Source organism: Microvirga sp. P4_A5 (genome assembly GCF_056402495.1).
The window spans coordinates 15,055-27,525 of sequence record NZ_JBFUHH010000056.1; the positions used below are offsets into that span (position 1 = coordinate 15,055).

The following is a 12,471-nucleotide window of genomic DNA, read 5'->3' on the forward strand; positions in this document are numbered from 1 at the left end:
AATTCCATCCAGGTCAAGGATCTAACATCATGAAGTCTCTTGTTACGCGGTTTGTGAAGGACGAATCTGGCGCGACCGCCATCGAGTACGGCCTTATCGCCGGTCTCATCTCAGTTGTGATTATTATCGCAGTGACCTCTGTCGGTACTAAACTGTCCACTACCTTCACTTCGGTGGCCACTGCGCTAACACCCGCGCCTTAATAGGTCGCTTCCATCAGAGGCGGAGAGGTCGCAACCCTCTCCGCTGTGGCGCAACTAACTCCCCTACGCGGGCGTAGTCAAAAAGTTTTTTGATGATGATGTCCGCCGCCGCGTCATACGCCGCAAGTTTATGCTTCATCGTGGGGATAGTTTGGGCGGGCTCGGCCGACCTCGTGACGATGAAGATCCGCAACGAGCTTGTGCTGTTTCTTCTGGCGAGTTACGCAGCCTTGGCGCCGCTCTCCGGTATTGGGTGGACGGACATCGGTTGGAGCGTTGCACTCGCCGCCGGCGTTCTGATTGGAATGTTCGTTCTGTTCGGGCTCGGCTGGATCGGTGGGGGCGACGCCAAGTTCGCGGCAGTGATTGCATTGTGGCTCGGCGCGGATCACGCTCTCGCCTACGTTCTCTATACGGCCTTGTTCGGGGGAATGCTGACGATCGCGCTTCTTCAGTTTCGCTTAATGGTATTGCCCGCACAATGTCTGACCGTGCCCTGGATCACACGATTGCATGCACCCGAGACCGGTGTTCCTTATGGAGTCGCTATCGCGATTGCGGCGCTTGTTGTCTTCCCGGCGACGCACTGGATGAAAACTCTGGCGTGACGTGAACACGAGACGAGATCCCGCCATGAATTTCCTTCGCTGACCAAAGACGGGGTTTCGACCATGCTTCGAGTTATCATCCTTCTTGTTGCAATCGGCGCCGGCGGCCTTGCTGGTTGGCTCGTGCTGTCGAGCCGGACCCCCGAGGCTGCGATTGCGCCGGCTGCGCCGGTTGTGCAAACAACGGTGGACGTACTGGTGGCAGCCAGCGAGCTGATTCAAGGTCAGGCCCTCGATGAGAAGAGCCTGCGCTGGCAATCCTGGCCGAAAGATTCCCTCAGCGTCGGGTCTATCAGCCGCGAAGCCAAGCCCGATGCCGTGACCTCCTTCACCGGAGCCCTCGTGCGCAGCCATTTCGTTGCCGGTGAACCGATCCGCGAAGAAAAGATCGCGCGCGGTGCCGCCGGCATGCTCGCCGCCATGCTGCCGCCCGGCAAACGCGCCGTGGCCATCCGCGTCTCCGCTGAAAGCACAGCCGGTGGCTTCATCTTGCCCAATGATCGGGTCGACGTGATCCAGAACATCACAAGTTCGGGCGGAGGGAGGCCCGAGAACACGAGCCGCACGCTTCTCAGAAACGTTCGCGTGCTGGCGGTCGATCAGAAGGCCGACGAAACCAAGGGCCAGTTGGTGGTCGTAGGCAAGACGGCGACGTTGGAAGTCAGCCCACCCGAGGCAGAAATCATTGCGTCGGCCCAGGCCGCCGGCACCCTCTCACTCGCCCTGCGCTCCATCGCGGATCTCGACGAAAAGTCGGTCTCCGCCCGGGAGAGCAGTGTCAATGTGCGCGTCTTCCGTGCCGGGAAGAGCGAGGATGTCAAGGTCTGGAGCGAGGGCACGGCTATTCAATGATGCACAACGCCGAAGGCGTTACGGGGACGAGTGAGCGTAAATGAACGACTTCGTATCGACGACACGAGCAGAGCCTCTCGGCACAGACACGGTTGAAGCGCGATCCCTTGCGCAGCGGCTGGAGGCGATGACGACGGCGCTCCCAGAGAGCGCGCATCGTCGGGAAACAACGCGCATCCCGCACATCCGCATCGAAGCTTTTTGCGATAGTCCCGATGTCGCGACGGCCATCGAGAGCGCGGCTGCCGACCGCCTCATGTCGCGCGCGCACGTCGCCGTATATGCCGGCGGCATCGCTGCCGCGGTCCTCCGCTACTCAACGGAATCAACGCCGCAGCTCATCGTCATCGAGAGCCGGTCGACGCCCGAGGGATTCCTCGCCCAACTCGATAGATTGGCCGAGGTCTGCGATCCCGGCACCAAGGTGATGGCGGTCGGACACGCGAACGACGTTTCTTTTTATCGCGAGTTGACCAAGCGGGGCGTCAGCGATTATCTGCTTGCGCCACTCGACGCCGTGTCGTTTATCGTTGCGGTTTCTGGAATATACAGTGAGCCGTCATCGAGCAAGCTCGGACAGGCATACGCCTTTGTGGGCGTCAAGGGTGGCGTCGGGTCCTCGACCATCGCGCACAATGTGGGGTGGACGATCGCGCGGCAACGCGCCTCCGACGTCGTGATTGCAGATATGGATCTCGCCTTTGGCACCGCGAGCCTCGATTTCAAGCTGGACGCCGGACAGGGCGTTGAGGAAGCCATTTCGGATGCAACGCGGCTGGACGAGGTTCTGCTCGACCGCCTGCTTGCCAAGTGCGGCGATCACCTCAGTCTCCTTCGCGCGCCCGGCACGCTCGACAAGTGTTATGATCTTTCCGAGGACGCGATGGATCCGCTCATCGAGATCGCGCAAGCAAGCGTACCGTTCCTGATCCTCGACATGCCGCATGTGTGGAATGCGTGGGCGCGAAAGGTGCTGGTCGGCGCCGACGAGATCATCATCACGGCCGTTCCCGATCTTCCCAATCTGCGCAATGCAAAGAGCCTCATCACATTCCTGAGGCAGGCTCGGCCTCATGATCCACCACCAAAGCTCATCTTAAACCAGGTTGGAATGCCGAAGCGGCCGGAGATTAAGCCCGCAGAGTTCTCCAAAGCCGTTCAACTTGAACTGCTTGCCTGTATCCCTTTTGATCCGCACCTATTTGGAAAAGCCTCCAACGAGGGTCAAATGGTCGGCGACGTCTCAGCGAAAGCGCCGGCATCGAAAATATTTAACGAGATCGCAGCCATCATCGCACCCCACCAGTCACGCCGCCCCAAAGGGCTGTTCAGTCTCGGGTTGATGATGAAAAAGATGAAGCTCGGGGCAAAGAACGCATAGATCCAGGCCGCCGCGAACCGACGCGCAACAGGACAGGGAATCTCGATCATGTTCGGCAAACGAACCCTCCAGAGTGAAAGGCCGGCCGGAACTCCGCTGCCGCAGCGGGCGCCAAACGTCGAAACGCTGGAGCGGTCTCAGGATGCAGCAGTCGGCAAGGCGCCCACGCTGATCCGGTCGAACGGCTCCCGCGCTCCTGCTTCCACTACGAAGGTCCCGCGGACGTCGGACGCCGCAATTGCGCCCCGCCCCCAGGCCGCGAAGTCGGACGATTACTACCTGCTAAAAGGCCAGGTTTTTGCCGCATTGGTCGAGGCGATTGACGTTTCGCAGCTTGCAAAAATGGAGGTTATCCAAGCGCGGGACTCCATCGGGGAGATCGTCACCGATATTGTCACGGCGAAAAAGGTCGTGATGTCGATTTCGGAGCAGGACGATCTCCTCCGCGACATCTGCAATGACGTGCTTGGCTATGGACCCCTCGAGCCACTGCTGGCCCGTGACGACATCGCCGACATCATGGTGAACGGCGCCAATGAGGTCTTCATTGAAGTCAACGGCAAGGTACAAAGAACCGATATCCAATTTCGGGATAACGCTCAACTGCTCCATATATGCCAGCGCATTGTCAGCCAAGTCGGTCGACGGGTCGATGAGTCCAGTCCCATCTGCGACGCGCGCCTCGCCGATGGCTCGCGCGTCAACGTCATTGCGTTTCCCTTAGCCATCGACGGTCCGACACTAACGATCCGCAAGTTCAAGAAGGACAAGCTCACCCTCGATCAACTCGTCAAATTTGGCGCCATTTCGCCGGAAGGCGCGGAAATTTTGCAGATCATCGGGCGGGTCCGGTGCAACGTCCTTATCTCCGGTGGGACTGGCTCGGGTAAGACGACATTGCTGAATTGCCTGACCGCGTTTATCGAACCGGCCGAACGCGTGATCACGTGCGAGGATGCCGCCGAGCTGCAGTTGCAGCAGCCACACGTTGTCCGCTTGGAGACTCGCCCCCCGAATCTTGAAGGCGAGGGCCAGGTGACGATGCGCGATCTCGTCAAAAACTGCCTGCGCATGCGCCCCGAGCGCATCATCGTCGGCGAAGTGCGCGGCCCCGAGGCCTTCGACCTACTCCAGGCGATGAACACCGGGCATGACGGCTCGATGGGCACGCTTCACTCCAACTCGCCGCGTGAGGCCCTCTCCCGTCTTGAATCCATGATTACAATGGGCGGATACTCGTTACCGTCGAAAACTATCCGCGAAATGATCGTTTCCTCGATCGACGTGATCATTCAGGCCGCGCGCCTGCGGGACGGATCGCGCCGGATTACACATATTACCGAGGTTCTTGGTCTTGAAGGAGATGTCGTTACGACCCAGGATCTGTTTATCTATGATCTGCTCGGCGAAGATGCGCAGGGCAATGTCATCGGACAGCATCGTTCGACCGGCGTCGGCCGGCCGCGTTTTTGGGATCGGGCGCGTTATTATGGCGAAGAAAAACGCCTTGCGGCGGCGCTCGACGCGGCCGAGAAAGTTGCGCTGTGATGCCGGCGCGCTTGGGAGCTAAATGAATGCTGCCGCCGGAGCTTGTTCCCCTCTTCGCAGCCGTCCTCGCAGCGCTCTGTGTCGGCGGTCTCGTTATCTCGGTGCTCTATTCGCGCATAGGCCGGCGCTCGGAAGCCTCCAGGAGGCTCGCTGCAATTGCGACCTGGGACGGCCCCGTTGGCCGCGCCGTAGGTACCGATGAGGGTGGCAGGAAGCGTTCGATCGAAACAACGCTGCGAAACCTTGAGGAACAGCAGAAGGCCAAGCAGGGCGTCAAACCGTCGCTTACAATTCGGATGCGTCAGGCGGGTCTGGGCTGGAGCAAGAAAACGTATTTCCTTGGCTGTATCATCGCCGCCGGCTTTTCCTTCGTTGTTGCGACGGCGGTCTTTGGCGTCAGTCCGCTTCCTGCGCTCGCATTCGGGTTCGCGGGTGGAATTCTATTGCCGCACTTCTACGTGAACAAGAAACGTGCCCGTCGTTTCCAGGCGTTTACAGCCGAATTCCCGAATGCTGTCGACGTGATTGTACGCGGTGTCAAAGCCGGTTTGCCGCTCGTTGACTGCCTGAGAATGATCGCGAGTGAAGCCAACGAGCCAGTGCGCAGCGAATTCAAGACCATCCTTGACGATCAGACCCTCGGCGTTCCGATCGATCAAGCCGTGCAGCGGCTTGCGGAGCGCATCCCGGTCGCCGAAGCCAATTTCTTTGCCATCGTCATCTCGCTACAGAGCCGCTCGGGCGGCAGCCTCTCCGAGGCTCTCGGCAACCTCTCAAGGGTCCTGCGCGAACGCAAGAAGATGGCCGGCAAGATAAAGGCGATGAGCTCAGAGGCGAAAGCCTCGGCTGGCATTATCGGCTCCCTTCCCGTGGTCGTTACCTGTTTCCTGTATCTCTCGTCACCTGACTACATCTCGCTTTTGTTTACCACTTTTGCCGGCAAGATGGTCCTTGCGGGTGCCGCGATCTGGATGGGTTTTGGCATCCTGATGATGCGCAAGATGATCAATTTTGACTTCTGAGGATCGCAATGAATAGCGGCCTGCTCATCGCGAACATGGACCTTCTCATCGCGCTATCGGCGGCGATTGCCGTCGTGGCCGCGATCTTTGTGGTGTCATGGCCGTATTTTGCCCGCGATCACCTGACCGAGCGCATGATTCAGGTCACCAATGAGAACGAGCGCATTCGCGTGCGCGAGCGCAACCGTTTGAATGCCCAAAGCAAGCAGATTTCGCTCAGGACCGAACCGAAGCGATTTTATAAACTCGTCGTCGATCGTCTCAATCTCGCTGGAACGGAGGACAGCGAGACGGTCAAGAGGCTTCGCATGGCCGGTTATCGTGGCGAGGGCCCCATTGCGGCCTATCTTGCCATCCGGCAGCTTGCCCCTGTGGGTATGCTGGTTCTGGCCGCTTTGTATGTCTTCGTGATCCTCCACCTTGATTACCCACTGGCAGTGAAGATGGCGATCGTTATGGCAGCCGCCGGCCTTGGCTATTATGCCCCGTCAATTTATCTGAAAAACAAGATCGCAAAACGGCAAACCTCGATCCGCCGCTCGTGGCCTGACGCCCTCGACCTATTGCTGATCTGCGTCGAAAGCGGCATGGGAATCGAAGGCGCGCTTCGCAAGGTCTCCGGCGAGATTGGCTCGCAATCGGTAGAACTGGCCGAAGAGTTGGGATTGACGACGGCCGAATTGTCGTACTTGCAGGATCGGCGCAAAGCTTACGAAAACCTCGCCGAGCGCACGGGCTTGGATGGCGTCAAAGGTGTCGTCACCAGTCTCATCCAATCGGAGAAATACGGCACCGCGCTCGGCCAATCGCTTCGTGTTCAAGCGCAAGAGAACCGGGACATGAGGATGAATGAGGCGGAAAAGAAGGCCGCCGCTTTGCCACCGAAGCTCACGGTGCCGATGATCATCTTTTTTCTTCCCGTTCTGTTCGCGGTCATTCTGACGCCGGCGATCATTCAGGCGATGGGCGTCTAGCCCCGAACCCAGGGTGACGCGAGATCGTTATGTCGGCGGCCCCTTTCCAAGCAGAACCGTCGGTCAGATTATGGCACGATCGAGGGGAAGCACGCTGATGCGGACAGCGGGATTGACGTCTGATAGATCAGAACGTTCAACTGGTACGTCATTGTTGCATTCACAAGCGTGCCGCAAGCCGCCGTCTTATCCGGTGGCGTGAACACGGGAGCGGGGGCCGGCGCGTAATAGTAAGTCGCGATAGCAGGGCAGCCGCTTGCGATCGCCTCACACCGAGCGCTCTTCTCGACGGCATAGTTGAGGTTCGCTATGGTAAAGCCAAGTAGCGACAGATGAAAGATGCCAAGCACCAGCGCCAGGAAGACCGGCGCAATCATCGCGAACTCTACAGCAGTCGCGCCGCACTCATCTCTTCGCAGTTTTGTTGTTCCGTTGTGGAAAATTCTCATAGCAGACGCATGTGAGTTGTCTTGGTGATGGTGGGAGCAAACAATCGCCCTACCGTTAAGTCGAGAAACAACGGCTGGTAGGCGTAAGTGACACCAATCGAGATGTAATCTCCCGGCTGTCCGGCCTGTGCACCGGTAATCGTACTGCAATTGGCAGGCTTGCTGCTGAGCGCAATTCCACCCTCCGGTATCAGCGCGTTGGCGGTGTTGAGGCAATAATAGCGTTCTAGCGGCGCGTTCGCGAGGGTTACCTTGTCGCCCAGCGTGGTGCTCTTGATCGCCGCCGCCACGGCCGTGTCCAGTGCCGGGCATTTGGTCGTTGCGGGCAATTCCTTGTTCGGGTCACACGTCTTCCATGCCGCCTGCGCACCGACTTGGGCGGCGTTTTGCACTTGCATCACCGTGTAAGCATAGCGGGCCACCTCGATCCCATTCATCAGGAGAATGCACAGGACACCGGCAACCAGCGCAAACTCGATTCCCGCCACACCCCGGTGATCGGTCAAGAGCGACCGGAAGTGCCTGCTGGCCTTGCTGCGTGTCATGACCCAATCGAATCCCATAATGCGTGACACGTGCAGGAATGCATCGACTTCTTCATCTACATGACCAATGTTCCACGGCCCGTTGGAGCGGTGCCGGTGGGCAAGTTGAGACCAGCCTCGCCGCAGTTACCGTGCGCCAGGATTGCACCCGTGCCGTTGATGACCAGATCTTTGACAACCAAACCAAAACACGACTGGCCGTTACTCGACTTGTTAATCGCGCCACTCAGGGTGACGTTCGATTGGGGTAAATAGACCATGCCAGAGAGCTTCCAAGTCGGGCTATTACCGGCCTCCTTAATATCGACGCCAGTGGTCAATTTCGGATCCTGATAAATGGCCATCCCTTTCCAGATCCCGGTTTTCGGGGCGCTGAAGTCGAGCGTGCCATCTCCGGTCGGAGCGTGGGTGTAGCTACCCGCGGTTCCGGTGAAAACGATTGTGAGGGCAGAATTGGCGGTGGTGCTCAATGTATGACCGTCGGGTTTTTTCCCGGTATAGAGCTGTCCATTCCAGATCACGAGGACGACGCCCTCGGCGGGGGTCGTTATCGGGACATCCCCATTCAGCACCACGTCGCCGCAGACGTTAAAAACCCCGCCGGCTGCGAGAGCTGCCGGAGCCGGCGGCCATGTATTCCCGGCAGGAAAGCCCGGCATTCCCATCTGAGGGTAAACGCCGCCGCACGGATCCGCTGGAATGTTCGAGGCCAAGTAGGCGTAGGGGTCGGCCAGCTTCGGCACGTTGGAACGTTGGACCACGCCGCAGCCATTGTTGGTGCCGGCGGCGTCGCCGTAATCGGCGCCGAGATTGTTGCCGTTGCATTTCGCGTCTGCGTTCGACATGGTGTTGCATCCGCTCAGGTTTGCCATCGGGGCGCCGTTTGTGCCGAACGCGATACCGGTTTCTCCCAACGCCAATATGCAATACTCCCTTGGCATCAGGTCGAGGCGAGCAACTGCAGTCGCGCTGAGTTTGGTCTGCGGCTTTCCGTCGACGGTCGCGCTGCCGGTGTAGCCGACCATCTGCGACAAGAACAAGGGGACGTAACCCGTGACCGTCGCACTGTAGCAATTGGCGCCACCGGCCGGGCAGGGTGCGGTATTCGAGGCCGTGACGGTGATATTCTTTAAGCCGTCCACAAACCCGTATTTCGCCGCGGCCGCTTTTGCTTCGGCGCCGTAACTTGCAGTGCCGTTCGTCGCGGCTGCGATCGCCGCGGAATCGGCGGCGTTCTGCATCGAACGCTGGGCGAGATACCAGTAGGAGACTTCCACCCCCAGCCCGGTGACGCCAATCAGGGCAGGCAGCGCCAGAGCGGTCATCACCGCGATGCTACCGTTTCGATCATGATGGAAGGCGACCACGCGCGACCGAACTGCCCGATATGCTTTTCTGATCGGAACGAAAGCGAGCGAATTCATGATGAGGCCCCTACAGCCATTGCCCGTATGCGCAACTGCGTTTCCTGAGCCGCAAGCCGCCGCCAGCACCAGGAACTCACGTCTGTCATACTGATCCGAGTTTTTCTGATAAAACCGTAGCCCCTGGAAACAGAAGCGGCATTGTAGTCAGTTTATCTCTCCCGCGCGGAAGAGATAAACATCGTGATGATTATATTACCGAAACGGCGACAGAAGACAATCCGACTGACGTCGGCCGGTGACTGAAATCTGAAGAATCATACTAAAGGGCAGCTGCGTGAGGCCGCCGATCGAAAGAGTTTGCCTGGTTTAACACCCGGCGAAATTGGGAGAGCCATCTCAGCAACATTGGAACAATCGATACAAGGACGCAACTGCGCAAGTAATTGCCGCGTTCCTGACCTCGAAAGTCTGCGTCAGACTGCCGGATGATTCAGGTGGAGGCGATTGCAAACTGCTTTGGACTTAACGCACGAAGTTTATCGAGGCGCGCTTAATAGCCGAGCGCCGAATGCACGTCGTGCTCAGTCAGCATGGATGGGCGCGGCCTCATGTGGACTGCGGCTCAAGTGGGAGACATTGAGCGCAAAATTGGGGCGCGCGCAGGCGACCGCAGCCGCCGCGCGATTGTTGACGCCGAAGTGCCGGAAGATCGCAGCGACGTGAATCTTGACCGTGCCCTCGCCAAGCCTGAGAGCTGACGCGATCTCCTTGTTCGGCTTGCCCTGGACCAGCAGCTCAAGAACGTCCCTTTGGCGCGGGGTCAGAGGGCCGCGCGCCGCGATATCGGATGACGCTCCCGGTTCGGCCAGCCGGATGACGGATTGCGGAAGTCTGGGCGCTACTTCGGCCAAAGACGGGGGTACATAAATCCCTCCGTCGAGGATGAGGCGGAGAGCTGACGTCAGCGTTACGACGCTGACGTTCTTAGGCACGTAACCGTGCACACCTGCTTCCAATGCCGAAAGGACGTTACGCCTCGAATCCGAGTTCGAAATCACAGCCACCTTCGTCGCCGGGTAGCACTCGCGAATGATCCGAAGGCCGACTGCGGCGCTCATCCCCGGCGTCGAAAAATTCATGATGGCGATCGACACTTCAGGATGCCCGCGGAGATACTCCGTCGCCTCGTCGAAGGAGTGCGCCTCGATCACCTCGGAGAAGCCAAGTTCTCGCGTGAGAAGCGCACTGACCGCCATTTGGAAATAGACGTCGTTATCAGCAATGAGGGCGCTGCGGACAGTCTTTGTCACGGGATGYTCCTGGGGGCGAAACATAGTTACTCAACCTGACGATTGTGGTGATCAGCTGCACAGCGCTGCACACCAAGTTTATTGATAGCCCGAAAGAGAGTTATGATATTTTGCAACGCATCCGCTTGGCCCGCACTTTTCAGGCTATAATATTCCTATGAATATTAAGACATCCCTAAAGTCAAGGAGTTCGTCTGCCGCAACCTCACTTGCGAGCTTGGCCGTCCGCGTTTGTCGGCGCAAGCTAAATCAGCGCCGCCTGGGTAATCCTTGAGAGGTAACGACTAGAATCGGGATGCCCTGCATAAATCTTGCGCCGTTGTGGAACCATTCTGAACGCTTGTTGGAAAGGCGTAAGTTTCCGTTAACCATTTTAAAACATAAGAGAATCGGTTAACGAATTTTCAACAGCGGTTGCTGGGGGCAAGATGGCAGTTTCGAGAAGGTTGGCGCTTGCTACCGCCGCCATATTCGCGCTCGGGAGCCCATCCTCGATCGTGGCCGGAACGGGCGTCATTGGTCCCGTCGTAGCTCAGAGTGGAACCGGCGCTCCCCGCGCGAAACTCCTGCGCGTCCGGGTGTCGGTTAACAAGTCCCAGGCCGTCCGGCTCGAATATCCCTTTACCGACGTCCTCGTCGGATCTGCTGAAATCGCTGACGTCATTCCCCTGAGTGACCAGAGCCTCTACATCCTCGGCAAGAAGACCGGCACGACCAATGTTTCCGTTCTCGACAGTTCGAAACGCGTCATCGGCGTAGTCGACGTCGAAGTTGGACCGGATACAGGCAGCGTCGCGGAGAAGCTTGCGGCAGGTGCCGGGCCCGGCGGAATTCGTGTCCGCAGCAGCGGGGACCAGCTGATCCTTGAAGGCACGGCTTACGATGCGCCGACGGTCGACCGGGCGGTGGAGATCGCGCGGGCCAATTCACCGGGCGGGGTTATCAATGCCACGCGAGTGGCGTCGCCCCAGCAGGTGATGCTTAAGGTCCGCTTCGTCGAGGTGAACCGGAATGCCGGGCGTGAATTCGGTATCCGCTCCGATTATCTGGGACAGACTCGTGCTGCGCGGATCGGGCGCGGCGCCTCTGACGGCACCCCGGCCGGCAACCCGCTTCTCGACACCCTTCTTGGTTCGGCGCAACCCTTTGCAACAATCCTCGCCCGTTTCGCCAACAATTCACGACTGCTCGACCTCACGATCGACGCGCTTGAATCGAAGGGCCTTGTCCGGCGGCTGGCGGAGCCGAACCTTGTGGCCATGTCCGGTGACAGCGCCGAGTTTCGGGCTGGTGGCGAAATCCCTATCCCGATCGCATCCACAACGCAGAACGGCATCCCGACCATCACTGTCTCCTACAAAGAATTTGGCGTGAAACTCAATTTCACACCGACGGTGCTGTCGAACGGCCTGATCAACCTGAGACTTGAGCCGGAAGTGAGCGATATCGACCCAACCGTTTCTATCACAACCGGCGGGATCACCATTCCGGGCTTGAGCGTGCGCCGGGCGAAAACGACGGTGGAACTTCGTGATGGACAAAGCTTCGCCCTGGCCGGCCTCCTCCAGAACGTCACGGAGCGTAACATCGAGCAGTTTCCGTGGTTGGGCTCGATCCCGGTCATCGGGGCGCTGTTCCGCAGCACCGAGTTTTTGTCGCGCGAGACGGAACTCGTGGTCATCGTGACGCCCCACCTTGTCACGCCGGCACGGGCCGGTGATAGGATCGCCACTCCGCTTGACTCGACATTGCCCTCCAACGACCTGGATCTGTTCCTGACCGGCAAGACGGAAGTCGAGAAGCCTCGCGATCCCTCGACCGCAACTCCGATGCAGCAATGGATCATGGCCAACGGCGCGGTCATCCGCGGACCCTACGGCCACATCCTGACAGAACCTCCAGTGGCACCGGTGGCAGTGGTTCGGGTGCGCCCGAAACAGATCCAGGCGGCGACGATCTCGACGAAATACTGAAAGCGCTTCTCTCGACCCGTCCACCCACTGCACCGGTGCCACCTGAATGAATGATGCGCTGAATATTCATCCCCAACCACGGAGTGAGCCGGTGAACTTCATCGCAAAGGCTCGGGCAGCGCTCGTTTGCGTCATCGCCGCGGCCAGTGTGAGCGGATGTGCCGAGTACATCGACCGAAATAATACGATTGCCTTCAGTGCAGGCAACGCGGTGCAAACCAACATTGTCACGCATGTGA

General features: G+C 59.0%; 12 protein-coding genes and 1 pseudogene. 9 read left to right on the top strand and 4 right to left on the bottom strand.

Annotated features, from left to right (window positions below; translation table 11 throughout):
* The first annotated feature begins 29 nt into the window (after nt 1–29).
* The 7 genes from AC1DVM_RS14860 to AC1DVM_RS14890 all read left to right on the top strand — a co-directional run bounded on the left by AC1DVM_RS14860 (nt 30) and on the right by AC1DVM_RS14890 (nt 6,588).
* Nucleotides 30–203: a Flp family type IVb pilin gene (locus tag AC1DVM_RS14860; RefSeq protein WP_477255419.1), complete on the top strand. Its 174-nt coding sequence runs from the start codon at nt 30–32 to the stop codon at nt 201–203.
* Nucleotides 204–301: 98 nt separating this feature from the next.
* Nucleotides 302–811, top strand: coding sequence for an A24 family peptidase (locus tag AC1DVM_RS14865; RefSeq protein WP_477255441.1), 510 nt, complete (start codon nt 302–304; stop codon nt 809–811).
* Between the two features lie 63 nt (nt 812–874).
* A complete protein-coding gene (gene cpaB / locus AC1DVM_RS14870; RefSeq protein ID WP_477255421.1) occupies nt 875–1,663 on the top strand; it encodes a Flp pilus assembly protein CpaB in 789 nt (262 codons plus the stop codon).
* Nucleotides 1,664–2,057: 394 nt separating this feature from the next.
* On the top strand, nt 2,058–3,044 hold the full coding sequence (locus tag AC1DVM_RS14875; RefSeq protein ID WP_477255423.1) for a CpaE/TadZ family protein: 987 nt from the start codon (nt 2,058–2,060) through the stop codon (nt 3,042–3,044).
* A gap of 48 nt (nt 3,045–3,092) precedes the next feature.
* Nucleotides 3,093–4,592: a CpaF family protein gene (locus tag AC1DVM_RS14880; protein WP_477255425.1), complete on the top strand. Its 1,500-nt coding sequence runs from the start codon at nt 3,093–3,095 to the stop codon at nt 4,590–4,592.
* A gap of 26 nt (nt 4,593–4,618) precedes the next feature.
* Nucleotides 4,619–5,614, top strand: coding sequence for a type II secretion system F family protein (locus AC1DVM_RS14885; protein WP_477255427.1), 996 nt, complete (start codon nt 4,619–4,621; stop codon nt 5,612–5,614).
* An 8-nt stretch (nt 5,615–5,622) separates the two neighbouring features.
* On the top strand, nt 5,623–6,588 hold the full coding sequence (locus tag AC1DVM_RS14890) for a type II secretion system F family protein (RefSeq protein ID WP_477255429.1): 966 nt from the start codon (nt 5,623–5,625) through the stop codon (nt 6,586–6,588).
* A 68-nt stretch (nt 6,589–6,656) separates the two neighbouring features.
* Here the strand turns inward: AC1DVM_RS14890 and AC1DVM_RS14895 are convergent, their stop codons facing one another.
* The 4 genes from AC1DVM_RS14895 to AC1DVM_RS14910 all read right to left on the bottom strand — a co-directional run bounded on the left by AC1DVM_RS14895 (nt 6,657) and on the right by AC1DVM_RS14910 (nt 10,259).
* Nucleotides 6,657–7,037, bottom strand: coding sequence for a TadE/TadG family type IV pilus assembly protein (locus AC1DVM_RS14895; protein WP_477255431.1), 381 nt, complete (start codon nt 7,035–7,037; stop codon nt 6,657–6,659).
* The gene (locus tag AC1DVM_RS14900) at nt 7,034–7,582 is read right to left on the bottom strand and encodes a TadE/TadG family type IV pilus assembly protein (protein WP_477255433.1); all 549 of its coding nucleotides are present in this window, start codon (nt 7,580–7,582) and stop codon (nt 7,034–7,036) included. The genes AC1DVM_RS14895 and AC1DVM_RS14900 overlap by 4 nt, the downstream gene beginning before the upstream one ends.
* A 56-nt stretch (nt 7,583–7,638) precedes the next feature.
* On the bottom strand, nt 7,639–9,006 hold the full coding sequence (locus tag AC1DVM_RS14905) for a TadE/TadG family type IV pilus assembly protein (protein WP_477255435.1): 1,368 nt from the start codon (nt 9,004–9,006) through the stop codon (nt 7,639–7,641).
* A 524-nt stretch (nt 9,007–9,530) separates the two neighbouring features.
* A complete protein-coding gene (locus AC1DVM_RS14910; RefSeq protein WP_477255437.1) occupies nt 9,531–10,259 on the bottom strand; it encodes a LuxR C-terminal-related transcriptional regulator in 729 nt (242 codons plus the stop codon).
* A gap of 428 nt (nt 10,260–10,687) precedes the next feature.
* Here AC1DVM_RS14910 and AC1DVM_RS14915 point away from each other — a divergent pair, with 428 nt between their 5' ends.
* Both AC1DVM_RS14915 and AC1DVM_RS14920 read left to right on the top strand, forming a co-directional pair.
* Nucleotides 10,688–12,232 (top strand): type II and III secretion system protein family protein, encoded by a 1,545-nt coding sequence (locus AC1DVM_RS14915; protein ID WP_477255439.1) that lies wholly within the window; start codon nt 10,688–10,690, stop codon nt 12,230–12,232.
* 46 nt (nt 12,233–12,278) lie between these two features.
* Nucleotides 12,279–12,471 (top strand): annotated as a pseudogene (locus AC1DVM_RS14920) (hypothetical protein); the annotation flags it as partial.